The sequence below is a fragment of the Paralteromonas sediminis genome (genome assembly GCF_003820355.1).
Classification (GTDB): Bacteria; Pseudomonadota; Gammaproteobacteria; order Enterobacterales; family Alteromonadaceae; genus Alteromonas_F; species Alteromonas_F sediminis.
Map to the genome: position 1 here is coordinate 41,332 of NZ_RPOK01000006.1, position 25,368 is coordinate 66,699.

General features: G+C 45.5%; 25 protein-coding genes and 1 tRNA gene. 18 read left to right on the top strand and 8 right to left on the bottom strand.

Features of this window, described 5'->3' with window-relative positions; genetic code table 11:
* Nucleotides 1–165: 165 nt before the first annotated feature.
* Nucleotides 166–1,590: a membrane-bound lytic murein transglycosylase MltF gene (gene mltF / locus DRW07_RS16540; protein WP_124029063.1), complete on the bottom strand. Its 1,425-nt coding sequence runs from the start codon at nt 1,588–1,590 to the stop codon at nt 166–168.
* Nucleotides 1,591–1,650: 60 nt separating this feature from the next.
* On the opposite strand from mltF, the gene purL reads away from it, so the two are divergent.
* Nucleotides 1,651–5,544 (top strand): phosphoribosylformylglycinamidine synthase, encoded by a 3,894-nt coding sequence (gene purL / locus DRW07_RS16545; RefSeq protein ID WP_124029064.1) that lies wholly within the window; start codon nt 1,651–1,653, stop codon nt 5,542–5,544.
* A 319-nt stretch (nt 5,545–5,863) separates the two neighbouring features.
* On the opposite strand, the gene smrA is transcribed toward purL, so the two are convergent.
* Nucleotides 5,864–6,442 (bottom strand): DNA endonuclease SmrA, encoded by a 579-nt coding sequence (gene smrA / locus DRW07_RS16550; RefSeq protein ID WP_124029065.1) that lies wholly within the window; start codon nt 6,440–6,442, stop codon nt 5,864–5,866.
* Nucleotides 6,443–6,759: 317 nt separating this feature from the next.
* Between smrA and hppD the strand changes: the two genes are divergently transcribed.
* From hppD to DRW07_RS16565, 3 genes are read left to right on the top strand one after another with little or no spacing between them, the layout of a single operon-like run.
* Nucleotides 6,760–7,851 carry a 4-hydroxyphenylpyruvate dioxygenase gene (gene hppD, locus DRW07_RS16555; RefSeq protein WP_124029066.1) on the top strand — a complete coding sequence of 364 codons (1,092 nt, stop codon included), beginning with the start codon at nt 6,760–6,762 and terminating at the stop codon, nt 7,849–7,851.
* The gene (locus tag DRW07_RS16560; protein ID WP_124029067.1) at nt 7,848–8,396 is read left to right on the top strand and encodes a VOC family protein; all 549 of its coding nucleotides are present in this window, start codon (nt 7,848–7,850) and stop codon (nt 8,394–8,396) included. The genes hppD and DRW07_RS16560 overlap by 4 nt, the downstream gene beginning before the upstream one ends.
* Nucleotides 8,393–9,403: a fumarylacetoacetate hydrolase family protein gene (locus DRW07_RS16565; RefSeq protein WP_124029068.1), complete on the top strand. Its 1,011-nt coding sequence runs from the start codon at nt 8,393–8,395 to the stop codon at nt 9,401–9,403. Before DRW07_RS16560 ends, DRW07_RS16565 begins: the two co-directional genes overlap by 4 nt.
* A 4-nt stretch (nt 9,404–9,407) precedes the next feature.
* Here the strand turns inward: DRW07_RS16565 and DRW07_RS16570 are convergent, their stop codons facing one another.
* Nucleotides 9,408–9,884: an Lrp/AsnC family transcriptional regulator gene (locus DRW07_RS16570; RefSeq protein ID WP_165870537.1), complete on the bottom strand. Its 477-nt coding sequence runs from the start codon at nt 9,882–9,884 to the stop codon at nt 9,408–9,410.
* Nucleotides 9,885–10,097: 213 nt separating this feature from the next.
* Between DRW07_RS16570 and DRW07_RS16575 the strand changes: the two genes are divergently transcribed.
* The 4 genes from DRW07_RS16575 to DRW07_RS16590 all read left to right on the top strand — a co-directional run bounded on the left by DRW07_RS16575 (nt 10,098) and on the right by DRW07_RS16590 (nt 14,457).
* Nucleotides 10,098–11,858 (top strand): aromatic amino acid hydroxylase, encoded by a 1,761-nt coding sequence (locus tag DRW07_RS16575; RefSeq protein WP_205665414.1) that lies wholly within the window; start codon nt 10,098–10,100, stop codon nt 11,856–11,858.
* Nucleotides 11,859–11,860: 2 nt separating this feature from the next.
* Complete coding sequence (locus DRW07_RS16580) at nt 11,861–12,463, top strand: NADPH-dependent FMN reductase (RefSeq protein WP_124029070.1); 603 nt, start codon at nt 11,861–11,863, stop codon at nt 12,461–12,463.
* A 38-nt stretch (nt 12,464–12,501) separates the two neighbouring features.
* Nucleotides 12,502–13,419, top strand: a complete 918-nt coding sequence (locus tag DRW07_RS16585) for a substrate-binding periplasmic protein (RefSeq protein ID WP_124029071.1) — start codon at nt 12,502–12,504, stop codon at nt 13,417–13,419.
* A 171-nt stretch (nt 13,420–13,590) separates the two neighbouring features.
* Nucleotides 13,591–14,457, top strand: a complete 867-nt coding sequence (locus tag DRW07_RS16590) for a delta-class carbonic anhydrase (RefSeq protein WP_377923173.1) — start codon at nt 13,591–13,593, stop codon at nt 14,455–14,457.
* Nucleotides 14,458–14,534: 77 nt separating this feature from the next.
* On the opposite strand, the gene DRW07_RS16595 is transcribed toward DRW07_RS16590, so the two are convergent.
* Both DRW07_RS16595 and DRW07_RS16600 read right to left on the bottom strand, forming a co-directional pair.
* Nucleotides 14,535–14,610, bottom strand: a tRNA-Arg gene (locus tag DRW07_RS16595).
* A gap of 47 nt (nt 14,611–14,657) precedes the next feature.
* A complete protein-coding gene (locus tag DRW07_RS16600) occupies nt 14,658–15,818 on the bottom strand; it encodes a flagellar assembly protein T N-terminal domain-containing protein (RefSeq protein WP_124029072.1) in 1,161 nt (386 codons plus the stop codon).
* A gap of 178 nt (nt 15,819–15,996) precedes the next feature.
* Here DRW07_RS16600 and DRW07_RS16605 point away from each other — a divergent pair, with 178 nt between their 5' ends.
* Entirely contained in the window at nt 15,997–16,455 is a 459-nt protein-coding gene (locus DRW07_RS16605; RefSeq protein WP_124029073.1) for an LPP20 family lipoprotein, read from the top strand.
* Here the strand turns inward: DRW07_RS16605 and flgN are convergent.
* The 3 genes from flgN to flgA form a co-directional block, all read right to left on the bottom strand.
* Nucleotides 16,452–16,889, bottom strand: a complete 438-nt coding sequence (flgN, locus tag DRW07_RS16610) for a flagellar export chaperone FlgN (protein ID WP_124029074.1) — start codon at nt 16,887–16,889, stop codon at nt 16,452–16,454. The two genes, DRW07_RS16605 and flgN, sit on opposite strands and share 4 nt — an antisense overlap.
* Before the next feature lie 9 nt (nt 16,890–16,898).
* Nucleotides 16,899–17,240: a flagellar biosynthesis anti-sigma factor FlgM gene (gene flgM / locus DRW07_RS16615; protein WP_124029075.1), complete on the bottom strand. Its 342-nt coding sequence runs from the start codon at nt 17,238–17,240 to the stop codon at nt 16,899–16,901.
* 70 nt (nt 17,241–17,310) lie between these two features.
* Nucleotides 17,311–18,027, bottom strand: a complete 717-nt coding sequence (gene flgA, locus DRW07_RS16620; RefSeq protein ID WP_124029076.1) for a flagellar basal body P-ring formation chaperone FlgA — start codon at nt 18,025–18,027, stop codon at nt 17,311–17,313.
* Nucleotides 18,028–18,174: 147 nt separating this feature from the next.
* On the opposite strand from flgA, the gene DRW07_RS16625 reads away from it, so the two are divergent.
* From DRW07_RS16625 to flgH, 9 genes are all read left to right on the top strand, one after another.
* Nucleotides 18,175–19,098 carry a chemotaxis protein CheV gene (locus DRW07_RS16625; protein ID WP_124029077.1) on the top strand — a complete coding sequence of 308 codons (924 nt, stop codon included), beginning with the start codon at nt 18,175–18,177 and terminating at the stop codon, nt 19,096–19,098.
* A 12-nt stretch (nt 19,099–19,110) separates the two neighbouring features.
* Nucleotides 19,111–19,941 carry a CheR family methyltransferase gene (locus DRW07_RS16630; protein ID WP_124029078.1) on the top strand — a complete coding sequence of 277 codons (831 nt, stop codon included), beginning with the start codon at nt 19,111–19,113 and terminating at the stop codon, nt 19,939–19,941.
* Nucleotides 19,942–20,036: 95 nt separating this feature from the next.
* Nucleotides 20,037–20,438, top strand: coding sequence for a flagellar basal body rod protein FlgB (flgB, locus tag DRW07_RS16635; protein WP_124029079.1), 402 nt, complete (start codon nt 20,037–20,039; stop codon nt 20,436–20,438).
* Nucleotides 20,438–20,860, top strand: coding sequence for a flagellar basal body rod protein FlgC (flgC, locus tag DRW07_RS16640; protein WP_124029080.1), 423 nt, complete (start codon nt 20,438–20,440; stop codon nt 20,858–20,860). Before flgB ends, flgC begins: the two co-directional genes overlap by 1 nt.
* A gap of 26 nt (nt 20,861–20,886) precedes the next feature.
* Nucleotides 20,887–21,576, top strand: a complete 690-nt coding sequence (locus tag DRW07_RS16645; protein ID WP_124029081.1) for a flagellar hook assembly protein FlgD — start codon at nt 20,887–20,889, stop codon at nt 21,574–21,576.
* Nucleotides 21,577–21,590: 14 nt separating this feature from the next.
* A complete protein-coding gene (flgE, locus tag DRW07_RS16650) occupies nt 21,591–22,964 on the top strand; it encodes a flagellar hook protein FlgE (RefSeq protein ID WP_124029082.1) in 1,374 nt (457 codons plus the stop codon).
* A gap of 138 nt (nt 22,965–23,102) precedes the next feature.
* A complete protein-coding gene (gene flgF / locus DRW07_RS16655; RefSeq protein ID WP_124029083.1) occupies nt 23,103–23,846 on the top strand; it encodes a flagellar basal-body rod protein FlgF in 744 nt (247 codons plus the stop codon).
* A gap of 33 nt (nt 23,847–23,879) precedes the next feature.
* Complete coding sequence (gene flgG / locus DRW07_RS16660) at nt 23,880–24,668, top strand: flagellar basal-body rod protein FlgG (RefSeq protein WP_124029084.1); 789 nt, start codon at nt 23,880–23,882, stop codon at nt 24,666–24,668.
* 5 nt (nt 24,669–24,673) lie between these two features.
* The gene (gene flgH, locus DRW07_RS16665; protein WP_377923172.1) at nt 24,674–25,360 is read left to right on the top strand and encodes a flagellar basal body L-ring protein FlgH; all 687 of its coding nucleotides are present in this window, start codon (nt 24,674–24,676) and stop codon (nt 25,358–25,360) included.
* The last annotated feature ends 8 nt before the right edge of the window (nt 25,361–25,368 follow it).

Consider the following 25,368-nt stretch of genomic DNA (forward strand, 5'->3'; position numbering starts at 1 on the left):
ACGCGTCGACGATTACTGTTTTTCAATCGGGTTTCCTTTTTATAAAATCTTCGTTGCTTCAATGTAACTATGCTCTTTACTTGTGGTAATGCAGCATTCTTAGTTATGACCAACATTACATGAATAAAGTTTCAAAAATAAGACAATTGAAAAGTAGAGATGGGGTTAGGGTGCCAGATTTTCAACACTCGGGGTTTTTCTCCATGGCGGTGACTGGCTGTCTAACCATACTAGGGTGTCATAGTAGCGGCGAATATTCTCGACATACTGCAGAGCTTCGTTGCCTCTAGCATATCCAAATCGAGTTTGTCGGTAATAGCGTTTTTGTTGCAGCATAGGTAACCGTTTTTTAACGTCCATCCATATGTCTGGGTTGCCGCCTTGCTTTTGTGTTAGCACACGCGCGTCTTCTAAGTGACCTAGCCCAATATTGTATGCGGCTAGTGCCATCCATATTCTGTCTGGCTCCCCGATTCTGGCAGGAATGCGTTTCATCAAACTAGAGAAATAACGTGCGCCCCCTGCGATGCTTTGCAGCGGGTCAACTCTCGACTCAACATTCCAGTCCTTTGCCGTGTCAAGTGTCAGCATCATTAGCCCTCTTACGCCGGTCGGCGATACGGCATTGGGGTCCCAATGAGATTCCTGATAACTCAATGCCGCCAACAGACGCCAGTCGACATCTAAACTCAGGGACTGAAATGCATCAACATAGTTCAGTAAGGTGGTATTGGCAGCATCAATGAAGGCTTTTGTATCCACAAAATCAAATGAACGCACATGACCAAAATAGCGTTCTTCCAAACGGTCTAGGAAACCGGTTTTTCTGATGTGTGCAAAGTAATCAAGTAGGGCTACCTGCAATACTGCATCATCCTGTGCGTGTAATTGCCAAGCTAATGGAATTGTTTCTGACACTGTGAAGCCTACACTTATGTCAGGGTAGCGGCGTCTGACTATGCTAAGCGTATTTGAGTCTGTTATGGTGTAATCGATATTTCCTTCGGCAATTTGTGTTAGCAGCTCCTCTACATCCATATCATTGGCTGTTGAAAAGGTGAAGTCAGGGTTTTCAGGCAACACTGACATGGCGGTGTCAAAATGGCTAGTACCTGGCACCACAGATAAAGTGCCTTGCAAGTCAGCTAGCTCTCTTGGCCGGGTGTTGCCCTGTAAATAAACCAGTTGGTGACTGACGATTTGATAGACGGGGCCCCATCGGGCGCGTTCTGTTTTCGTTTGCGGTGACGAAAGCCCAGCAGCAATGAAATCAATGCCGCCTTTTTCTAGTTCCTCCTGAAGATCCTCAAAATTAAAAAAAGGCATGACTTCAAGTGGTAAGCCTATGTAGTCAGAAAATCCTTTCGCCAATTCGTATTCGAAGCCTGTAGGGCCTTCAGGGCCGATATAAAAGGTATGTTTGCCGTAAACGGTACCCATATGCAGGACGCCATCACTCACGACGTGTTGCCTGCCTTCTATAGCAGATTGCCCAGCAGGTTGGGATTCTGTCTGCATTTTCGGCTGGCATGCAGAACAAATCATCACAAATGCTACAGAAACCAGCCTCACTTTATTACTTATTCTCACGTTTTGCTCTATAATGCGCCCGGTTCAAATACTTCACTGCATCTATTCAGGGATCCGCCTATGTTGGTTGTTCGCGGCGCGCCTGCGCTATCCGAGTTTCGTATAAAAAAACTCCAGTCTAAACTTGTCCAAGATAACATCAACCTATCGTCTATTTATAGCGAATTTGTGCACTTGGTCAAACTTGTTAACGACACAGATACTCTGTCCGAGTCAGAAGAGCACGTATTAGAAAAGTTGCTGACCTATGGTCCAACTAATCATAAACAAGACGCTAAAGGTGAACTGTTATTTGTCACGCCGCGCGCCGGCACTATCTCTCCGTGGTCTTCGAAAGCAACAGATATTGCACATAATTGCGGTCTCGGCAAAATAGACCGGATTGAACGAGGCTGTGCTTTTTACATCCAAAGCGATGAACCGCTGACAGAGCAAGACAAAACATACGTCTTGAGCGCTATTCATGACAGAATGACAGAGCAGGTTTTTTCCGATTTTGCTGACGCAGAATCTTTGTTTCATCATCATGCTGCCAAGACGTTTTCAACGGTAGATGTAATTGAAGGCGGGCGGAGTGCGCTTGAAAAAGCGAATGTTGAGCTGGGATTAGCGCTGGCGGAAGACGAAATTACCTATCTTGCCGATAGCTTCAAAACCCTTGGCAGAAACCCGAGCGATGTTGAACTTTATATGTTTGCGCAAGCAAACTCCGAACATTGCCGCCATAAAATCTTTAATGCCAGTTGGACAATCGACGGTGAAGACCAACCTAAGTCGCTGTTCAAAATGATTAAAAACACCTACGAGACAACACCTGAGTATGTACTTTCTGCATATAAAGATAATGCAGCGGTTATGGAAGGTAGTTACGCAGGGCGCTTTTATCCAGATGCAGGAAGTAAACGTTACGAATATGTTCCACAAAATATCGATATCTTGATGAAAGTGGAAACGCACAATCACCCTACTGCCATATCGCCATTCCCGGGCGCGGCCACGGGGTCAGGCGGTGAAATTAGAGATGAAGGTGCGACCGGACGTGGTTCTAAACCCAAAGCTGGGCTGGTCGGTTTTAGTGTCTCAAACCTTAAATTACCTAACGCAACGTTGCCTTGGGAAAATGAGTATGGAAAACCGGCCCGCATTGTAAGTGCACTGGATATAATGACGGATGGTCCTCTCGGGGGCGCGGCATTTAACAACGAGTTTGGCCGACCAAACCTGTTGGGCTATTTTAGAACATACGAACAGGATATGGGGGATGCCTCGGATATTCGTGGGTATCACAAACCCATAATGATTGCCGGTGGCTTAGGCAATATTCGTCGTGATCACGTGGAAAAGGGCGAGATCACGGTAGGTGCGAAGCTTATCGTATTAGGCGGGCCTGCAATGAACATTGGATTGGGCGGTGGTGCCGCTTCGTCCATGACTTCTGGGCAATCAAATGAAGACTTAGATTTTGCCTCAGTGCAGCGAGACAATCCTGAAATGGAAAGACGTTGTCAGGAAGTTATTGACGCTTGCTGGCAGTTAGGCGATGACAACCCGATTCAGTTTATTCACGATGTTGGTGCCGGTGGATTGTCCAATGCACTGCCTGAACTGGTTAATGATGGTGGACGAGGCGGCAAGTTCCAGCTGCGCGACGTATTGTCTGATGAACCCGGTATGACACCTTTGGAGCTTTGGTGTAATGAGTCTCAAGAGCGTTATGTGCTGTCTGTTGCACCAGAGAACCTCTCCACGTTCACTGATATATGCGAACGAGAAAGGGCACCCTATGCGGTTGTGGGAGAAGCAACACAAGAGCAACACCTTATTGTTGAAGATAGTCAGTTTGATAACAACCCTATTGATATGCCGTTGGATGTGTTGCTTGGAAAGCCACCAAAAATGCATAGAGATGTTACGCGTGTAACACCTAATAAGCGTGAATTTGATACCGCTTCATTGCAGCTTGATGAAGCCGCCGAGCGACTGTTGAAATTGCCGACTATTGGTGAAAAAACCTTTCTTATTACCATTGGCGATCGGTCAGTAACCGGTCAAGTGAGCCGTGATCAGATGGTGGGGCCGTGGCAAGTGCCTGTGGCAGACGTCGCTGTAACGACTGCTGCCTTTGATACTTACGCTGGTGAGGCCATGGCCATGGGAGAGCGCACGCCCGTTGCTATCCTCAATGCAGGTGCTTCGGCGCGGTTAGCCGTGGGTGAAATGTTAACCAATATCTGTGCTGCTGACATTGGTGCCCTTAACAAAGTGAAACTGTCTGCTAACTGGATGGCAGCGGCAGGCCATGACGGTGAAGATGCTGCTCTGTATGAGGCAGTAAAAGCGGTGGGCGAGGAACTTTGTCCTGAACTAGGGTTAACAATCCCTGTGGGTAAAGATTCAATGTCAATGAAAACAACCTGGAATGATGGTTCACAGCAAAAGTCAGTTGTTTCTCCATTGTCATTGGTTATCAGTGGTTTCGCACCCGTTAAGGATGTACGCAAAACAGTAACACCGCAGCTGCGCACTGATGTCGGCGATACGACTCTTTTGCTGGTTGATTTAGGCAGTGGCAAGAATCGATTAGGAGGTAGTTGTCTTGCACAAGTGTATAACCAAATTGGCCATGAAACACCTGATGTAGAATCTGCTGAAGTGCTCAGAGGCTTCTTTGATGTTGTTCAGTCATTAGTGAGCGAAAAGCTGATTTTGGCGTATCACGATCGTTCAGACGGAGGATTGTTTACAACTGTTGCTGAAATGGCATTTGCTGGAAAAACAGGGGTTGATATTGCGGTAGATGGTCTGGGTGATGACATAGCTGCCGTATTATTCAGTGAAGAGCTGGGTGCGGTAATCCAAATCAAAGCAGACTTGGTCGATAAAGTGAAAGCTAAGTTTGTCAAAGCCGGTGTTGAGCATGTCCACGCTATTGGCAAGCTCAACGGCGATGACGCAATTCGCTTTAGTCACAACGGTCAAAGCATTCTGGGCGCAACGAGAACAGAATATCGCTTACACTGGGCTCATACCACTCACAATATGCAGCGTTTGCGTGACAACCCAGTGTGTGCTGATCAGGAACACGAAGACAAGAAAGATGTAAATAATCCGGGTCTTCACGCCAGCTTAAGTTATGACGTTGATGAAGACATTGCTGCGCCGTACATTGCAAAGGGCATAAAACCCAAGGTTGCCATACTCAGAGAGCAAGGGGTTAACTCACACTATGAAATGGCTGCCGCGTTTACACGTGCAGGGTTTGATGCCATTGATGTTCATATGAGTGATATTCTTTCTGGCCGAATTGGGCTAGAAGATATGCAAGGATTGGCTGCTTGTGGCGGATTCTCATATGGTGACGTGCTTGGGGCTGGAGAGGGATGGGCCAAGTCCATCTTGTTTAATCAGCAAGCAAGTGACATGTTTCAGACTTTCTTCTCGCGCGCAGAGACCTTCTCTTTAGGTGTATGTAATGGCTGTCAAATGCTGTCAAATCTGCATTCGTTGATACCCGGTACAGAACACTGGCCGCATTTTGTTAGTAACCTGTCTGAGCGATTTGAAGCTAGGGTGGCCATGGTTGAGGTGCAAGAGTCATCATCGATTATGTTTGATGGTATGCAGGGGTCGCGTATGCCGATAGCCGTCTCGCACGGAGAGGGTAGAGCGGAGTTTACGTCGGCGGCCAGTTTGGCTGCGTTGAATACTTCTAAGCAGGTTGCTCTTAAGTATGTTGACAATTATGGCCAAGTGACAGAGCGCTATCCTGCTAATCCCAACGGCTCTCCGGACGGCATAACAGGACTCACTTCCAGTGATGGTCGTTGTACAATTATGATGCCACACCCTGAACGTGTCTTCCGCGCCGTTGCTAATTCCTGGCGCGATGAACGTTGGCAGGAAGACAGTCCATGGATGCGTATATTTAGAAATGCACGAAAATTTGTCAATTGAGCCATTTTTTTGGCGTTTTATGTCAAAAATATGAATTTGGGGGTTGTTAATAGGCCAAACCTTGTTTACATTTGATTACATATGGAAATACGCTGTCTGGGCAAGGACTTAGTTGTAATCAAAGTAATAAAAAGAGACGACGATGAATCGTTCCTCAAAAGGTTTTGGTCTAATGGGCGTCGCTGTTGCAGTAGTGCTAATGTTCGTCACTGCTGTATTTAGTAGCTCAGCAAGTTCACATGAACTTGCGCAATCAACGATAATACAAAAAAGTTAGAAAAATCCGTCTTTAGGCGGATTTTTTGTATCCGCCCTTTATTTATCTTCTCCTGTTTAATTCTCTGTTAATAAGCTTTTGATTAGGATGCTTTTTTAGAAGTACATAGGTTGCACCTAAACCACCGTGCACGGGCAATGCACTATGATACGCAATGACTTGCTCGAGTTCGCTTAGCCAGTGCTGTACATGACTCTTTTTGAACCCAGGAAATGGCTTGCTGTTTTCACCTCTTCCATGGCGTATGAGAATTGCTCTGAAGCCATTTTCATGGCCGTTAACAATGGCATGATAGAGCGAACTGGCAGATTCTTTGATCGTCAAACCCGATAAATCTACCCGCTTATCTATGTGATATTTACCCAAGCGCAGATTTTTAAATACTCCGTCCTGAATGCCTGCCTGTTTATAGCTAAGAAAGTCGTCAGGCTGCACAGGTTTGATATTGTTGAACGACAATGGGACAGCGGTGACATCTTGTTGACTAGCGCGTTCAGCTACTTTCTTCTTTTTCTCAATGGCAAGCGAAGCAGAGTGGGGGTTGACCTTGTCTTGTGACAAGGGTTTTACATCAGCCAGTTCGGCGAAAAAGTCTTCTTCGAAAAAGTCGTTATCTTCCATAGTTTTCTCTGCCCTTTGGTTTATAGGTATATACGATTGAAGGGCCAATCTTGATTGCTATTTTATGACGCAAAGCGCTGAATAGTAATGAACTTAGCACCTAAGTGCCAACCTTTTGCGACGGTATACAAGGTTGAAAAAGAATCTGTTGGTCAAGGTGGATTCTGTCTCAAAATTAGTCATTTAGGGCTGTATAAATTAAATTCTACCCATATTAATGGAAGGAAAGCAGATAAAACCTCAAAAAAACTATTATTTTATGTCAGTTGATTTAACGCATTATTTGCATCTTAAATACAGTGTCGCTTGGAGGGCATATGGCAGATTTATTTGAAAATCCGATGGGACTTGATGGCTTTGAGTTTGTTGAGTTCACCGCGCCGAAAAAAGGCATCATAGAACCTATATTCGAAGCTATGGGATTTAGTAAAGTTGCTGTTCATCGCAGCAAGGCTGTTGAGCTATGGCGTCAGGGTGATATTAACTTTATTACTAACTATGAGCCTAATAGTCATGCGTCTTACTATGCAGAAGAGCACGGTCCATCAGCATGTGGACTTGCCTTTCGAGTAAAAGATGCGCAGTTTGCATACAATGAAGCGATCAAAAAAGGTGCACAACCCGTTGACGTATTCACCGGCCCCATGGAGCTACGCTTGCCAGCTATTAAGGGCATCGGCGGCGCGACATTATATCTGATCGACCGTTATGAAGAGGGAAAGTCTATTTACGACATTGATTTCGAATGGCTTGAAGGTGTTGACCGCCACCCAGAAGGTTGCGGCTTCCACACGTTAGATCACCTAACACATAATGTGTATCGTGGACGTATGGACTACTGGGCTGACTACTACACCAAGTTATTTAACTTCAGAGAAATCCGCTATTTTGATATCAAAGGTGAATATACCGGCTTGCTGTCAAAAGCGATGACTGCGCCAGATGGCAAAATCAGAATTCCGCTCAATGAAGAAGCAGCAGGTGGCGGTGGCCAAATAGAAGAGTTCCTCATGGCATATAATGGTGAAGGTATTCAGCACATTGCTTTTGCCTGTGACGACCTTCTTGCATGTTGGGACAAACTTAAAGCGCGTGGGACTAAGTTTATGACGGCGCCTCCCGGTACTTACTATGAAATGCTAGAAGAGCGTTTACCTGGTCATGGGGAGCCCACAGATGAACTCCGAGCTCGCGGCATCTTACTTGACGGTACAACGGAAGGTGGTCAGCCACGATTACTCCTACAGATTTTCTCTGAGGCTGCACTAGGGCCTGTTTTCTTTGAGTTTATTCAACGCAAAGAGGATGAAGGTTTTGGTGAAGGTAACTTTAAAGCCTTGTTTGAATCAATCGAACGCGACCAGGTTGCTCGCGGTGTAATTGCGTCAAAAGAAGAAGTGGCATCATGAATATCAAACGTATTCATCATGTGGCATACCGCTGCATTGATGCAAAAGAAACGGTCAATTTCTATCGCGATTTATTGAACATGGACTTTCAACTTGCAATAGCGGAAGACAATGTGCCCTCTACAGGCGAACCCGACCCATATATGCATGTATTTCTCGATGCGGGAATGGGAAATGTACTGGCCTTTTTTGAGCTGCCTAACTCACCCAAAATGGGGCGTGACGAGCAAACGCCAGAGTGGGTACAGCACATCGCGTTTGAAGTGGAAGATATGGACGCATTACTTGCAGCAAAAGCGCGCTTGGAAAAGGCTGGAATAGATGTTTTAGGGCCAACCAATCACACAATTTTTAAGTCGATTTATTTCTTTGACCCCAATGGCCATCGTATTGAGCTAGCGGCAAATACTGCACAACCTGGTATGCTGGAAGAGCTCAAGCGTGTTGCACCAGCTATGCTTGACGAGTGGGCAGAAACCAAAAAAGCGCCAAAGCATGCTGACTGGTTACACAGTGGTCAACCATTTAAAGGAACACAATCATGAAACTGGCATCAATAAAAGGTGGTCGTGACGGCCAGCTTTATCTTGTAAATAAGCAGCTGAGTGAGACGGTTTCAGTTGCTGACATCGCGCCTACATTGCAAGCTGCGCTTGATGACTGGGCAACTGTAGCGCCGCAATTAAAAGAACGTGCTGACGCTCTAGAGCGAGGAGAGCTGGACACGAAGAAGTTTGAGCAAAGCACATGTGAATCGCCATTACCGCGGGCCTTTCAATGGGCTGATGGAAGTGCCTATGTGAATCATGTTGAGCTTGTCCGTAAAGCTCGCAACGCTGAGATGCCAGAGAGCTTCTGGACTGATCCGCTTATGTATCAGGGTGGTTCTGATAGTTTCCTTGCGCCTCACGCACCAATCGTCATGCCACAAAGTGATGGTTTCGGCATTGATTTTGAGGCTGAAGTAGCCGTGATCACCGGTGATGTGCCTATGGGCGTTTCAGCTGAAGACGCGTTGGATCATATTAAGCTGATTATGATTGTTAACGACGTTTCGCTGCGCGGTTTGATACCAGGAGAGTTGGCGAAGGGATTTGGTTTCTTTCAATCTAAACCTTCCAGTGCGTTTAGTCCTGTTTGTGTGACACCTGATGAACTCGGTGCAGCATGGAAGGAGGGTAAACTGCATTTACCTTTATTATCTCACCTCAATGGCGAGACATTTGGTAAGCCAGAAGCGGGTGTGGATATGACATTCAATTTTGGTCAGTTGATTGCTCATGCAGCGCGCACTCGTCCGCTCACTGCGGGCACTATTATCGGGTCAGGTACAGTTTCAAATAAACTTGATGGTGGCCCTGGCAAGCCGGTGAAAGAAGGCGGTGTAGGCTACAGTTGTATTGCTGAAATCAGGATGATTGAAACTATCCAGCAGGGCGCACCTGTTACGCCCTTTATGGCCAATGGTGATCACATTAAAATAGAAATGCTGGATGAAAGCGGCCAGTCTATTTTCGGTGAGATCAATCAAACGGTGGCTATCACAGGGTAATGAGTTATTTTTGCACGGTACTCTCAAGATAGGGTACCGTCGCATTCACTTTTATTTCTTTTAAAACCACACATGACGATACGTCCTTAACAATTGAATTGCGCAGTAAGCCATTGAAAGTAAATTCACTTAAATCGTCGATATCCTTTGCCACCACGCGCAACATTAAATCTGAAGTCCCTGTGATAGCTAAGCACTCGATAACCCGAGGTTCTTTGGAGATAGCATCAAAGAATTCAGAAGCAACAACATCAGTTTGATTCAGATTGACCATAACCATTGCGGTTATATGGCAACCCATTTTCTTAAAATCGACAACAGCTTTGTATCCTTTTATGTAGCCCTCCTCCTCTAAAGCCTTTGTTTTTCGTAGACAAGGTGATTCTGACAGACCAATCTTTTTTGACAGTTCAACATTGGAAAGTCTGCCTTCACTCTGTAACACATCGAGAATTTGCTTCTCATATCTTTCTACTTTCATTGGTTGAATCCATCTAATTAGCGGAAAACGTAGCATTTTTATTGCGGTTATTGTGCGGATAGTAGCAATTTAGAAGGAAATTGCCCCGGTTTTATTGGTATTTTATTGCGATTAGTCGTGTAAAAGTGCGTTGACATCTTACCTAATAGCGCCCTAATTAACTCACAATAAAAAGCGGATTTACCGACATAAAAGAATCAAAGGAGCCACCCTATGCTGTCTCAGCAACAAGTTATCGATAGCTTACCTGTTCACCTAAGGCCTTTTGTGGCTAAGCAGGATTACGCTATGTATACGCCCCGTGACCAGGCTATTTGGCGTTTCCTTCTTTACCAACTGGTTGAAAATCTCACCGAGACTGCGCACCCCCTTTACTTGGATGGGTTAAAAGGTACGGGGATCAGTACTGAATATATTCCAAAAATAGAAGAGATGAATGCACGCCTCGAGCGCATTGGATGGCGAGCATGTGTGGTTGATGGTTTTATTCCCCCGGCGATATTTATCGAGTTCTTGGCTCACCGGGTATTGGTTGTGGCAGTAGATATTCGCTCTATCGATCATATGCTCTATACGCCTGCGCCTGACATCATTCATGAGTCAGCAGGGCATGCACCCTTTATCATTGACGTGGACTATGCGGAATACTTGGAACGCGTAGGCGATTTTGGCCGGCGGGTTATTGCAAATCGTGGTGACATAGAAACGTATGAAGCAATTCGGTCACTGTCGATCGTAAAAGAATCGCCGCTAGCCACTAACGAAGAGATTGCTGCATCAGAAGCGGCACTTAACGCCTGTATTGAGAAATACAAGGACGATAAGCCTTCTGAGTCCACTTTGCTATCAAGGCTGCAATGGTGGACTACCGAATACGGCCTGGTCGGAGAGGTTGATAATTATAAAATCTACGGTGCCGGACTCTTGTCTTCATTAGGAGAAAGTGTCAATTGCCTGGATGATAAAAAGGTTAAAAAAATTCCCTTAACCATAGACGCTATTGCTACCACCTATGACATTACTAATGAACAGCCTCAACTCTTTGTTGCAAAAAACTGCCGGCATTTATCACAAATTGCTGAAGAATTTGCGCGTAGTACTTGCTTCTTTAAAGGTGGCGCTGAATCAGTGCGTGTTGCCATAGACGCAGAAACTGTTAACACAGCCGTATACAATTCAGGTTTGGAAGTCAGTGGTGTATTTAGTGCCGTGAAAACAGACGCAACAGGCAGCTTAACGTATATAAATACAACAGGGCCGACACAACTTGCTTATAAGGAAAAAGAGTTAAGAGGACATGGTACAGACTATCACGCCCACGGCTTCGGTAGTCCGGTTGGCAAAGTGCAGGCCATGGACCGCTGCCTGTCTTTGTACAGCATTGATGATTTGAAATTATTTGATATTGAAGTGGGCAAACCCGTTGTGCTGGAATTCTTGTCTGGTATTACAGTAAAAGGTTTACTCACGAGTATTTATCGAAGAGACGGCAAAAATTTGCTGTTCACATTTGAAGATTGTACTGTCAAAAATCTTGCTGGAGACGTGCTGTTCTCACCTGATTGGGGGACGTTTGATATGGCCGTGGGAGAGGAAATTGTCTCAGTATACGGTGGTTCAGCTGATCAAGCTGCATTCCCGCTGTATAAAGAACCTTCCAACAAAGCAACCATGTCTGTTGACTATGATGAGGACACAAAAACACTTTTTACTTATTATCAAAACATCAGAGAGTTGCGGAATGACTCTGGTAACAGTGCTAGTCAGGTCAATGACCTTTGTAAGCAAATTCTGGCCAGTACACATGATGAATGGCTGTTATTGTTTGAGCTGGCGGAGCTTTGCCAAATGAAAGGTGTCGACTTTGCTGCAGTCAGACAAAAACTGAATTTACAAGAAACCTCTGCTGAGGGTCAGAAGAAACAGTTGCTGGCCTATGCATTTAGCAGAATAGACAATTGGGGCACACAATAATTATGAACAGAGTCGCGATTATCGTTGGCAGTCACAGAGACAAATCACAGAGCCTGAAAGTAGGGCAAATGGTTGAACAAAAGCTGATAGCACATGACGCTTGTGCTTCAGCGGTGTTAATTGATTTAGCCAGCCTGGAGTTGCCATTTTGGCAGGAAAACTACTCCGAGAAAGAGCAAAAGGCTATCGATCGTACGAGAGATCTGCTAGTCAACGCTGATGCTTTTGTACTGGTTGTCCCAGAGTGGAATGGTATGGTGCCGTCAGCAATGAAAAATCTATTTTTATTGTATTCGGCCAATGAATTTGCGCATAAGCCTGCGCTAATTGCCAGCGTATCTGCCGGAATTGGAGGAACCTATCCGGTCACGGAAATGCGCAGTACAACCTATAAAAATTCGCGCATTTGTTATATCCCTGAACATTTGATTTTCAGAGATATAACGACTATTTTCAATGATAGTGATGAAGACGATAAAGAAGCTGAGAGATACATGTCAGACAGAACTGACTTTTGTTTGGATTACTTGACACTGTACAGTGACGCGTTAAAAGCTGTTCGTGACCATGGACCAAGTAACCCTGAGTTTGGTAACGGTATGTAATCGCGTTGCGCGCGTCTTTAGTAAAACCTAGAAAGAGTATGTCCAGTGCGGGCATATTCTTTTTTTTATCTCTGACTTTTGCTTTTTCTGCTTATTCGCAAACCATTGAAGTAACGTATCCGTTCGGCAAGGGGGTAACCGTTGTTGGCGAACAACAGGGTACTGTCTATCGTTTTTCACAGGGTAATCGCAATACGCTCAGAGGGGTAACTCTTGACTGGCCGCCCTATATCGCCCAATCACTGTGTGACAAAGGCTGGGTGTTTCGGCTGGCTGTTGCCACTGTACTTGAAAGTGGATTTGATCTAGAAATTGTTTTTTTGCCATGGGCAAGAGCAGTGCGAGAGGCGGAACAGGGTAAAGCAGATTTTTTGTTTCCTGAGTACTTTATTGAAGAAACAGCTCCATCCGACAATTTTGACAGCAAAACAAGACGTCAACTTCTCGCGCTGTCTTTACCGTTCCCGGGCGGCCCAATTGGTTTAACAAAAAAAAGTAGTAATGATTTTGTCTACAATGGCGATCTTCTGTCGCTTCAAACTAAGTTGGTAGGTGTTGTGAGGGGCTACCAGAATACGCCGGCGTTTGACAAGTTAATGGACAACGGCATACTCAGAGTGACAGAAGCGACGGATGACAACCATTTGTTGCGATTACTGTTAAACGGCAGGGTGGATGTGGCCGTGGGTGATCCGCTTGTATTTGATGATTTATATCAAGAAATAGTTAATGGTTCTGAGCCCACAACGTTACCGTCGATTACCCACTTAACGCCCAGTTTGGGGGTTAAAGATTTGTACTTTGCTTTCAGTAAACAAACACCGGACTGGCAAGCCACAATTCAATTGTTCAATCAGACACTGTTAAAATTCACAAACAATAGCATCATCGAACGCTTAAGAGCTGAGAGTGAAGAGCAATGTCAGCGGACGACTCAATACCAGCCTCAACCATAAAATAAGACCTATTAATAACGCGTTTAACTTGACGCAAAAACACAGGAATTATGGATCCGATTTACCTATCTCTTTCGTAAACACCAGTATCGTGCCTGCGATAGCATTAGGTCAGGTACATACTCTATTTACAGTTAACCCATTGAGATATAAATCAACCTGGAGAAATACATTGTGAATCAAATCACTCAACATTATAAGAAACATATTCTTGCTGTGAGTCTTTTCGGTGCCGCAACTGCTGCAGGCTATGCGCTGGCCGATGATCATGGTGACATGCTTGCAAAGCAAAAAGCGGCACTTGAAGCCAACACCGCAGGCAAAGGTTTTGGTCCTCAATCTCCTAGAGATATTGATCAAGACTACGGCACCAATAAGCGCGTGTTTGGTATGGCGCCTAATCGTGCTGAAATGAACCTATGTAACATTCACTTTCACCGTTTTGCCGAGCACAAAGGCGGAAACTTTACCACTTGGGCAGGCCACGGCGACGGCAAAGGCACTAATACGGGCTATGTATGGGATGGCAAACTGGCTGATGCTCAAATGAAGCCGGTCAATCGTCAGGTTTGCGCATCGAAAGGACAATCACTTCAAGTCGGTGACACTATCGAAGTGCACTATGTTCACTCTGCCGCAATGGTAGAACCAGGCCCAACACTGGGGGCTTGTTTACAGGATAACCAAATGAATCCAGGCTTGCGCGTTGAGGCCCAAGTTTTTGTGCTCGCCAACGATGACAATGCATTGGACTTTAAACAGCTTGCTCATATTGAAACTGTCAATGGTTATGCACAAGCACCTAATATACCCAGTGACACAGGCGTGCCTGTACAATATTTAGGTTCAACAACCGGTCCAGCATACAATGAAAAGGGCTCTCCATTACAAGTTACTTGGAGCGTGCGTCCAGAGGTAGCTGTGGTAGATATCAATTCAGTCGCTGACTGGTGTGATGACAATGTATTTAATGAAGACTACGCGCACGGCGTAAGAAATTTGGTCACTAATCCGAAATTACTGTCTACTATTGAGTAATGTTGGACTGAGGTGAAGCAACCTAAAAATACTGTCTGGAAAGTGTGGTTACAGCACTTTTCAGGCAGCCTAATCACTGGCGTCCCCACCGCGACTCGAACGCAGATCTAAAGCTTAGGAGGCTCTTGTTTTATCCAGTTAAACTATGGGGACATACCTCAACCCCGATATTATAACGGGGAAAACTGGAAGGAAAAGTGCTAGTTATGGATAACAAAATCATTTGGTTGAATATTACCCAATAGACCACCGTTTTCTGCCACCATCACCGCGTTATCGTAATTTATTTGTGTGACTATCAACTTTTCTGGATGCAAGTTGTATTGCTGGTAATGTAACCCGCGATCGTCGGTAAGCGTCTGCATTTGATAGAGCGACAAAATATCTCCCATCTCAAGTCCGTGCATTTTTCCCAAGTTAATTGATATTTGATTATTGGCGACTGATAACACCCTGCCTGTAGTAGGCTGACATTCTACTGCGTGCGCGACGTCTTCAACGATAAGGCTAATTTCTCTTTGAATGGTTTTTCCATAAGCGCTTTGCCAAAAAAAATCTGAGCCAGTATCCACTTTTTCATGCACTTTATACTCCCAAGCCGACTTCATCTGATAGGCTTTATCCAGTAATACTGCATTATTAATGGTATCTATGAGCCTGATCCTAAATGCTAAACGTCTCTCGGCCTCGGGTTGAGTGAATGGATTCCAGGTCGATACAGTACGAACAACGGATACGTCTTCTATGTGTCCAAATAAGGCAAGTTGTGCATCGTACTGTTTGCCTAGTGAACTGGCTTGCTGCTGGTTACGGCTGTTTACCCAACTAACGGTAAAAGGGGTAATATGATCAAGACTCACGTTGCCATTATAGTGTTTAATAGCATTCTGCAATTGCAATACGAGGCTATGATTGAAAGCTTGAATATCACCATCTAAAAATTGGCTTGGGTCACGCACACTGAAAGGCGCTGCGACAATTGACTTTAACGCGTCAGACTGCAGGCACTGTCGCTTCTTGGGAAAGATATCGGCACGAATTGTGACCGTGACATAGTCATCGTGCCAGCGTTCACTGACTTTCTCGACTCGTTTTACCTCACCGCTAGCATTAACCTGCAATGCATCACGCTGCAACAAACCGTTGGTAAGAGTTTGGGAGCTGGTGATAGACGCACCGGCAAAAAGCAATGCTTGACGAATGGCTTCTTCCGTTGCTTGTTGCTTGGCTAATTGTTTATCACCATTGATTATCAAAGCTTGCCCCTGTGCCTGATACCAAGCGGCATAAACTTGCCCACTACTTATCAGTGACAGGCTAATCAAACCCATTAATATGTTGCCAATTATCTTATCAATCATGCTTCCAAAAGCCTCATAACCTGCTTAAAAGCCATAGGTGCTGCGCCTTTGTGTTCACTTGCCGCAGCTTTTCAAACAATAACTATGCATGATTAATACCTACTTTTTAGTTGGCATGGCTTTAGCATACAAACATTAACAGACAGAAGGTGCAAGTGACCCCTTAGGAGGGTAATTTATGCATAAAATACTATTAGCGCTAGCGTTAATAATTGGCACTACCAGCTGTGCCAAGTTATTCGATGCGCATATTGAATATGAAATTGTTGAACCTGATCACTATCCACAATTACATGCAGTTGGCTATGCACCCATCTCTTCCCAGCCAGGACAAACTGAGGATGAACGTGTTTTGCTGGCAATGCGGGCCTCTAAACTGGATGCCTACCGTGAACTTGCCGAACAGGTGCACGGGCAACAATTAGAAGGCATGCAAACGTTGGGAAATCTGATGATGCAAAACAGTGAACTCAATGCCTCTGTGGCAGGCGTCATTCGCGGCGCTAAAATAGTCAAAAGTTATCCTGTAGGCCAAGACACATACGCCACTGAGATGTCATTAGATATGCAAGAAGTGCATCAGATATATTTGTCAGTTGCCAAACCACAGAGACTTAAAGACGTAACGTATTATTAGGCGCTGACGCCTTTACCCAAGGTGCCGCCTTTGGTGGCGCCACTCTTATCATAGGTCAAAGATTCTTTTGCGCGCACATCCATGATGAGTTGACGCAAATGCGCTAACTTTAGTTGTCCCTGTTCAACGGCTTTTTCATTAATAGATGTATTGTATTTACACTGCTCAAGCAGCCGGGAGTTTTCGTCAAGGAGACGCTGCTCGTCATCGCTCAACGATGCTTTGTTGTCACCCGTCATGTGCTCAGCGTAATAGGCGGCGATATCACCGTCTAGTTTTTGGATAGCATCCAACAGCTGGTTTTTTTCTTCTACCAACCGCATGAGTTCATCTGGCTCACGTGCACTGATCAAGTGTAGCTCTCTGTCGAGAAGCATTAACAGATTATTTAACTGTTCACATTGTGTTTCAAATAGACCACTGAGCTCGGACATCAAATTCTCTTAAGACTTAATACCAAAAATCTGTGCTTCAAGTTTAGCAATTTTAGACGCCAGCGCTTCAGGATTAACTCTGTACTCGCCATTTTGAATAGCTTTCTTGAGTTTATCGACTTTTTCCTGATTAACAGGGGCGTCGCCCGCTTTTTTCTGTACTTGATTCAACTGCTGTGCAGATTGTGTCAATGACACAGAGTCCTGACGCGGTGCTTGCTGCGCTGCCTGAGCCTGCTTTGCTACATTTTGTGATGCAGCCTGGTTTTGCGCTTGTTGCGCGTTCTGCTTTGCATTGTCAACGGCAGGCTTGTTGGGCACTCCGCCGTTATTCACATTGTTGATAGCCATATCGTTTACTCACTACCTTTCTAGACCTCACAAAGGATATCGGCCTGTCGCGCACAAACTTTAGCCCTAATTACAAATTAACCACGACTTCCTGCGTATTTTTCACCTGTGCAAAAACAGATTTGTTAGAACGCGCATTTTTGACTTCTATCGTTTCGCCTATAGTACCATCTTGTTGGGCTATACCGGAAGTTTTCACTTCCATGCCGCCAACTCTCGCTGCAATAGTGATCCTGTCACCTTCGCAAACATAACACAACATGCGTCTTTGAATAGGTTGTCCGCCTCTTACCCGATATTTCATTCTTGCGCCAATAACATCATCGACAGAAGTAAATCCAGTGTGTCTTGCTTTGTTAACATCTACCTGTTCAACACGTACGTTTGAAGCAGTCAGCACTGTATCAGGGCTAATGGTGCCACTTGTTACAACCATACTTTTGGTAAAAGATACCCGCACGGAAGCATACGTAAACCAATTGACCTCGCTACAAGCAATTCTGAGCGAGAAAAATGCTTTGTCTAACGCATCTGGCTCGGTGGAAAAATGAAATGGGCTGTTACAAGCTGGAATATTGATTCTTGGGTCGATTTCGTTGACATCAATCTCAAGCTCACCGTTATCAGGAATACGCAGTTCGTCATTAAAACGCTGTTCGATGTAATCTAAGGCCTGCTCGTGTATTTGTGCATGCAGGTTGTTCTTCGCCAATGTTGAGAAAGAAAAGCAAAGACTTCCTGCAGTTGCGCAAATTAGAGAAAATAGTATGCATGGCTTTTTTTTCATATTAACGTAGACTCTTTATTAACAATGATCGTTGGGCCGTAAAAAAGATCGCCAAAAAAATGTCGCTTTCTGGCTCAAATCAGCAGCACGACCTATAGTATTAAGTAACTACGCAAAGTTCGTGCCTAATGTTAAAAGGGGTAAACCATGTCGGGCATTTTAGACTCAGTCAATCAGCGCACACAGTTAGTCGGCCAAAACCGGCTGGAGTTGCTACTTTTCAGGTTAAACGGACGCCAGCGCTTTGGCATCAATGTATTTAAGGTACGAGAAGTACTGCAATGTCCACCTTTAACATCTATTCCTAAACTCAATACCTTGGTGCGAGGTGTAGCGCATATTAGAGGGCAAACCATTTCAGTCATTGACCTTAGTATGGCGACGGGGGGGAAGCGTATTGAAAACCTTGAAACCGCCTTCATTGTTATCGCCGAATACAATCGCTCTGTGCAGGGTTTTTTGGTTGGTGCAGTTGAACGCATTGTGAATACCAACTGGGATGCAATCATGCCGCCCCCACAAGGTACAGGCAGAGCAAGTTATTTGACCGCAGTAACAGAAGTCGAAAATGAACTGGTAGAAATACTGGATGTGGAAAAAATCCTCAACGAGATTTCGCCGCTCAATACTGACGTGAGCGATGATGTCGCGGCAGGTTTGGATACAAAGGGTAGCGAAGGAAAAATTATCTTTATCGCTGACGATTCTGCTGTAGCCAGAAATCAGGTTAAAAAAGCACTAACAACACTGGGCTTAGAAATTGAAATGGCGAAAAACGGTCAGGAAGCGCTTGACCGATTAAAAGAAATTGCGGCTGAAACAGGTAAAGTGACTGACAAAGTCGGTGTACTGGTATCCGATATCGAAATGCCCGAAATGGATGGCTACACCCTTACCGCCGAAATTAAAAACACCCCGGAATTGCAGGATTTGCATGTCGTGCTGCATACTTCTTTGAGTGGCGTATTTAATCAGGCGATGGTACAAAAAGTGGGCGCCGACGACTTTATTGCTAAATTTCATCCAGACGAGTTAGCTACCGCAGTTCAGAAGTGGTTGACAGCTGATTAGGAGCCTGGCCTGGTGCAACGCAAAGACGTCACTGACCAACATTACAGTGCCTTTACGGCCTATTTACAGACAAATGCCGGTATCGTTTTAGGGGAGGGGAAGCGTTACCTTGTGAAAAGCAGGTTAACATCCTTGCTTTTTGAAACCGGTATGGACGATATCAACGACCTTATAGATAAGGTTTTGTCTGGACGCGACAGACAGCTTACTCAAATGGCTATCGACGCGTTAACGACCAACGAAACCTTGTGGTTTAGAGATAACTACCCCTTTGATCTTCTCAAGTCTACGCTGTTTGCATCGATGACCCAAAAAAAGTCTAGCCTGACGATGTGGAGTGCCGCATGTTCGTCGGGACAAGAGCCTTATTCTATTGCGATGACGTACAAAGAGTACCTGCAAAGTCACCCGAGTAAATCGTTTAGGCTATCCATTGTGGCGACGGATTTGTCGAGCAAAATGATAGCTAGGTGTAAGCTTGGTGAATACGATGAGTTGTCCCTTTCTAGGGGCGGTCTTACGCCAGAACGCAGAAAGCGATTTTTCACTGAAACAGGAGAGGGTACGTTAAAAGTCGTTGATGACCTCTCGCGACTCATTCAATTTAAGCAGCACAATTTACTTGATGGGCGTATGCCTGGGCAAACGTTTGACATGATCTTTTGTCGTAATGTGCTTATCTATTTCTCTCCTGAGGTAAAGGCAAAACTACTGCAACTGTTTGCCGCTTCACTTTCCCCAGGCGGCATTTTGTTCCTTGGTGCGTCTGAGTCTATCACTGGAGCCAGTGAGTATTTCAATATGGTTCGGTGCTCTCCTGGTCTCTATTATCAGCTTAAATAGCTTTTAAAACATGTAGTTAGGCTGTCTCTATTTATATTCTTTTCTTTTTGGCACCTACTTTGCTTTAGTTTTCTTGTTAGAAAGAGGAGGCAATCGTGGCCATTAGTTTAGACAGACTTGCAGGTTTTCATCACAAAGCAGTGACTTTGCGCCAAGACCGTATGGAAATTATCGCCGGCAATTTAGCCAATGCAAACACCCCGGGATACAAAGCTCGAGATATCGATTTTCAGCAGGCGATGCAAGCCGCGCAAAACAAAACCTCTCACAGCCTCACTAGAACGCACGAAAAGCATTTTCAAGTTCAGGTGAGTGGCGGCATTGAAGAGCAGTTTCGCATACCTAATCAACCGGATACAGGCGATGGGAATACTGTTGAAGTGCAAACTGAACGTAATGCTTTTCTCGACAATGGGATGAGATTGCAGGCCGCAGTACAGTTTCTCGATGGCAAATTTAAAGGCATGAAAAAAGCCATTAGTGGAGGGCAGCAATAATGAGTTTGTTTAATGTAATGCGCATCTCAAGCACGGGTATGCATGCGGAAAGCGTCCGTTTGAACACCACTGCAAGCAACATCGCCAACGCAAACAGCGTCAGTAGCAGTTATGGCGAAACTTACAAGGCCAGACATCCGGTTTTTTCAGCCACCATGAACGAGGCAAATCAGCAGCAATCGAAAGGCGATGGTGTACAGGTACTCGGTATTGTGGAGAGCAATAAGCCGCTACAAATTGAATACGCGCCACATAATCCCCTTGCTGACGAAAACGGCTACATCTATAAGCCTAATGTAAATGTAGTGGAGGAGATGGCGAATATGATGTCGGCGTCCAAAGCATACGAGACCAACGTGCAGGTGGCTGATACCACTAAACGTATTTTCAGGCGTGTATTACAGCTAGGTCAGGGTCGTTAATCGGCTGAGTAAATGAGGACAAAATTGTGAGCACCTTAAGTACAGGTCCTACCGGACTAGGCAGTGATTATTACGTGCAGGAAGATACTGTTCCCATCGTTGATGGTACAGAGCAAAACCTGACACAGGAAGATTTCTTCGCCATTTTAACAGAGCAGCTGGCGAATCAGGATCCGACAAAGCCCGTTGATAACGACCAGATGGTATCCCAAATGACGGCGTTTACGACGGCCGATGGTGTGACCAAGCTCAATGAACAATTCGAGAACTTTGCCGCATCCATGACGTCGAACCAAGCGCTTCAGGCATCGGGTTTGATTGGCCAGGATGTGCTGGTGCCAGGCAATATCGGTTATACCTCAGACGGTTCAGGATTTTCAGGTGTTGTTGTCGCTGATGAAACTGTGCAGCAACTGACCATAACCATAGAAAACGGCCGTGGAGAAGTGATAAGAACCATAGACGCAGGTACTAATTCAGCTGGCAATATCGCGTTTAATTGGGACGGAACTGACAGCAACGGCAATACAGTGCCACCCGGTGACTACGCCATTTTTGCCGAAGGAACGGTACAGGGTGAAAATCAGTCTATTCCCACTGCAGTTAACCGTCACGTACAAAGCGTGTCGTTAGCGGCGAGCAACCAAGGGGTTATTCTGAATCTCGCGGGCGATGTCAGTATCAATTTAAATGAAGTTATTCAGATAGGCAGTTAAGAGGAGAATAAAGCATGTCTTTTAATATTGCTTTAAGTGGTGTATCAGCCGCGCAACGAGACCTAGATGTTACTGCAAATAATATTGCAAACGTTAATACGGTCGGTTTTAAAGAGTCACGTGCTGAGTTTGGTGATATCTACGCCGCCTCACTGCTGTCTGGTGGAAGAACAAAAGTCGGTGACGGTGTCCTTACCCAGGAAGTGGCTCAGCAGTTTTCACAAGGTAGTTTGCAAATTACGCGAACCTCGCTAGACATGGCGATCACCGGTAATGGGTTTTTTGCCACGACACCGGATTTAACGTCGCGAGATTTTTCATTTACCCGTGCTGGTCAGTTTAAGTTAGATCAAGACAATTTTGTGGTGAACTCAAACGGCGACAACCTAATGGGTTTCCCTGTCAATGATGATGGAACCTCTGCTTCTGTTGCATTGAGTACCACGGTTCCAGTGCGAATTCCAGATTCTTCAGGTTCACCACAACGTACCACGGAAGTATCGCCCCGCTTTAACTTACCTGCAGGTGAGGAGGCAGTGGATATTGATTTGTTTAACCCTGATGATCCGCTCACTTACAATGCGGCTACCTCAATTACCGTTTACGATTCTTTGGGTGATAGCCATGTAATGACCTATTACTTTATGAAAGACAATTCGGCTACTAATGAGTGGGTTGTTGCAACGTATATCGATGATACGCCCATTAACACTGCGGGTGATGACGGGGTTACCGCCGGGGTTGGTGCTAATGTGGCAGGGACAACAGCGGGTAACACCATTTCGGGTTTCCGTTTGATTTTCGACGAAAGTGGTGATTTCACTGGTATCCAAAACGGAGATGGAACCGCTGTTGCGACAGGTGATATTACGACCGTTGCATTGGGCGATCCACCGCTAACAAATGGCTCAGATCCCACTCAGCAGATCACGACTAATTTTGTGTTAGATCCGACGGGTGCTACACCAGATGAAATTACACAATTCGCGTCTGGCTTCGAGGTAACCTCACTGGAGCAAGATGGTTTGCCGGTAGGTCGTTTGACCAGTATCGACATCGGTCCGGATGGATTGGTAAGAGCGACGTTTTCTAACGGAACGTCAGATCCAATAGTGCGTGTTGCACTGGTACGGTTTGCCAACGAACAGGGCCTCACTCAACAGAGTAATACCACCTGGAAAGAGAGTATTCTTTCAGGCGAGGCACTAGCGGGTGAAGCAACCACGGGGACCTTTGGAGAAATTAATTCATCGGCGCTTGAATCAGCGAACGTTAATTTGACCAATGAACTTGTTGACCTGATCATTGCACAGCGAAACTTCCAGGCCAATTCGAGGGCGCTGGAGGTAAACAACCAGCTCAATCAGACTATTCTAAATATCCGATAACGGAATTAGCCAAGCAAAAAACCAGCCTCAGCGCTGGTTTTTTTGTGTTGTTAGCGTTAAATCTGGCTTCTACATAAACAATTGGCATCAACTTTGCTGCTTTATTAAATAATAGAGTTTAACTGTCAAAGAAGTGTCATGGATAAATTACTATACATTGCCACAAGCGGCGCCAAACAGGACCTCCTTGCTACTAGCGTACGCGCAAATAACCTAGCCAATGCGCAAACAACAGCATTTAAAGCGCAGTTGGAGCAGGCAAGGGCAATGCCGGCATACGGCGAAGGTTTGCCGACTCGCGTCTTCTCAATGACAGAAAGCCCAAGTAACAATTACGAGTCAGGTCCACTTGCACCCACAGGACGCGACCTTGATGTCGCCATTCAAGGTAACGGTTGGTTCGCTGTTCAGGATGCTAATGGCAACGAGGCTTACTCACGCAATGGTCGTTTTCAACTGGGTGCAGACGGTGTGCTCGAAGACAGCTTGGGCAATATGATCATGGGTGAAACTGGCCCTCTGTTTCTGCCTGTTCCTTTGGAAAACTTAAACATTGCTACTGACGGCACAATATCAACCCGGCCTCAGGGTGCACCGGAAACCGTGCTACAGGAAGTCGGCAGGTTGCGCTTGGTGAATCCAGACTACGACCAGTTGCAAAGAGGCAGTGATGGTTTATTCAGGATGCGTGACGGCAGTCAGGCTGAGTTTGATGAAAATGTCAGGATACAGTCGGGGATGCTGGAAGGGTCAAACGTGAATGCGATTGATGAAATGGTATCCATGATCAGCCTACAGAGACACTATGAAATCCAAATAAAAATGATGAAGAAAGCCGAGCAACTGGATCTGCGCGGCAATATGTTACTGAGAATTATTTAAAGCCACTGATTAACCAGTGACGAGGAGAGATGTATGCATCCAGCATTGTGGATTAGTAAAACTGGCCTTGATGCCGCACAGACTGATGTATCTGTGGTATCGAACAACCTGGCCAATGCGTCTACCATCGGCTTTAAGAAAGACCGTGCGGTATTTGAAGACTTGCTCTATCAGAACATAAATCAGCCGGGCGGACGCTCATCGGCAGACACAGAACTGCCCTCTGGGTTGATGATAGGTGCGGGTTCAAAAGTGGTAGCAACGCAAAAGGCTCACACCCAAGGTAATATGCTAACTACCGAAAATGCATTAGATATGTCCATTCAGGGGCGGGGATTTTTTGAAATTCTCCAGCCCGATGGCACCTTGGCTTATACCCGAAATGGCCAGTTCACATTGAATGACCAAGGGCAAATTGTCACGCCAGGCGCAGGTTTTTTACTGCAGCCAGAGATCACTGTGCCGGAAGATGCGCAGCAAATTACTGTTTCTCAGGATGGTGAAGTGTCAGCGACTGTGCGCGGACAGCCTGAACCACAAGTACTCGGCCAGCTGAATGTCACTGATTTTATCAACCCCACTGGGTTGCAACCTATCGGTCAGAACCTGTTTGTGGAAACCGCCGTGAGTGGTGCGCCTATTCAGGGGATCCCAGGTTTGGAAGGGCTTGGTAGCGTGATCCAAGGTGCGCTTGAAACCTCCAACGTCAATGTGACAGAAGAACTGGTTAATTTAATCGAAAGTCAACGCCTGTATGAGATGAACTCGAAGGTTATCTCTTCGGTGGACCAGATGCTAGGTCAGGTAATTCAACAGTTATAGGTGACATTGTGAAGTCGGCATTTTTCGTTGTTTTGGTGACAATTTGGTTAGTGGGTTGCAAAAGCACCTACGAGCCGCCTGTGCAAGCTGGCGATCCAAGGTTTGCGCCCATAATCCCTGATTATCCAAGGGAAGAAGTCGCGCAAAACGGTACACTATTTCGTCCACAACTGGCGAACAGTCTCTACAGTGATGTCACCGCGCGCAGAGTCGGTGATATTATCACTGTTCAACTGCGCGAAAACACCAATGCAACTAAATCTGCCAATACTACCACCTCAAAAGAGTCGACCATTGAGCTGGCCCCTATTACTGGTCTTGGCAATGCTCCAGTAAATTTAGGCGGCGACTCTATTCAGCTAAATGTAGACTCCAGCAATGACTTTAGCGGCGATGCACAGTCTAACCAAAGCAACAGTCTCACCGGTAATATTTCCGTTACCGTTGTTGAAGTATTACCTAATCAGAACTTGGTGATCCGGGGTGAAAAATGGCTAACCTTGAATAAAGGCGATGAATACATTCGTTTGACCGGCATAATTCGTCCTGCCGATGTCAGCCCGGCAAACATTATCGAGTCAACAAAAATTGCAAACGCACGCATTCAATACAGCGGCACAGGCCGGTTTGCAAGAGCCCAGGAAAAAGGTTGGTTAATGCGTTTCTTTGATTCCAAATGGTGGCCCTTGTAGGAGCAGCA

What these genes read in the sequence shown, in the direction of transcription:
- purL (WP_124029064.1), top strand. Translation starts at nt 1,651, where the DNA reads ATGTTGGTTGTTCGCGGCGCGCCTGCGCTATCCGAGTTTCGTATAAAA.
- smrA (WP_124029065.1), bottom strand. Translation starts at nt 6,442, where the DNA reads ATGGAAGATAACGACTTTTTCGAAGAAGACTTTTTCGCCGAACTGGCT.
- hppD (WP_124029066.1), top strand. Translation starts at nt 6,760, where the DNA reads ATGGCAGATTTATTTGAAAATCCGATGGGACTTGATGGCTTTGAGTTT.
- DRW07_RS16560 (WP_124029067.1), top strand. Translation starts at nt 7,848, where the DNA reads ATGAATATCAAACGTATTCATCATGTGGCATACCGCTGCATTGATGCA.
- DRW07_RS16565 (WP_124029068.1), top strand. Translation starts at nt 8,393, where the DNA reads ATGAAACTGGCATCAATAAAAGGTGGTCGTGACGGCCAGCTTTATCTT.
- DRW07_RS16570 (WP_165870537.1), bottom strand. Translation starts at nt 9,884, where the DNA reads ATGAAAGTAGAAAGATATGAGAAGCAAATTCTCGATGTGTTACAGAGT.
- DRW07_RS16575 (WP_205665414.1), top strand. Translation starts at nt 10,098, where the DNA reads ATGCTGTCTCAGCAACAAGTTATCGATAGCTTACCTGTTCACCTAAGG.
- DRW07_RS16580 (WP_124029070.1), top strand. Translation starts at nt 11,861, where the DNA reads ATGAACAGAGTCGCGATTATCGTTGGCAGTCACAGAGACAAATCACAG.
- DRW07_RS16585 (WP_124029071.1), top strand. Translation starts at nt 12,502, where the DNA reads ATGTCCAGTGCGGGCATATTCTTTTTTTTATCTCTGACTTTTGCTTTT.
- DRW07_RS16600 (WP_124029072.1), bottom strand. Translation starts at nt 15,818, where the DNA reads ATGATTGATAAGATAATTGGCAACATATTAATGGGTTTGATTAGCCTG.
- DRW07_RS16605 (WP_124029073.1), top strand. Translation starts at nt 15,997, where the DNA reads ATGCATAAAATACTATTAGCGCTAGCGTTAATAATTGGCACTACCAGC.
- flgN (WP_124029074.1), bottom strand. Translation starts at nt 16,889, where the DNA reads ATGTCCGAGCTCAGTGGTCTATTTGAAACACAATGTGAACAGTTAAAT.
- flgM (WP_124029075.1), bottom strand. Translation starts at nt 17,240, where the DNA reads ATGGCTATCAACAATGTGAATAACGGCGGAGTGCCCAACAAGCCTGCC.
- flgA (WP_124029076.1), bottom strand. Translation starts at nt 18,027, where the DNA reads ATGAAAAAAAAGCCATGCATACTATTTTCTCTAATTTGCGCAACTGCA.
- DRW07_RS16625 (WP_124029077.1), top strand. Translation starts at nt 18,175, where the DNA reads ATGTCGGGCATTTTAGACTCAGTCAATCAGCGCACACAGTTAGTCGGC.
- flgC (WP_124029080.1), top strand. Translation starts at nt 20,438, where the DNA reads ATGAGTTTGTTTAATGTAATGCGCATCTCAAGCACGGGTATGCATGCG.
- flgE (WP_124029082.1), top strand. Translation starts at nt 21,591, where the DNA reads ATGTCTTTTAATATTGCTTTAAGTGGTGTATCAGCCGCGCAACGAGAC.
- flgF (WP_124029083.1), top strand. Translation starts at nt 23,103, where the DNA reads ATGGATAAATTACTATACATTGCCACAAGCGGCGCCAAACAGGACCTC.
- flgG (WP_124029084.1), top strand. Translation starts at nt 23,880, where the DNA reads ATGCATCCAGCATTGTGGATTAGTAAAACTGGCCTTGATGCCGCACAG.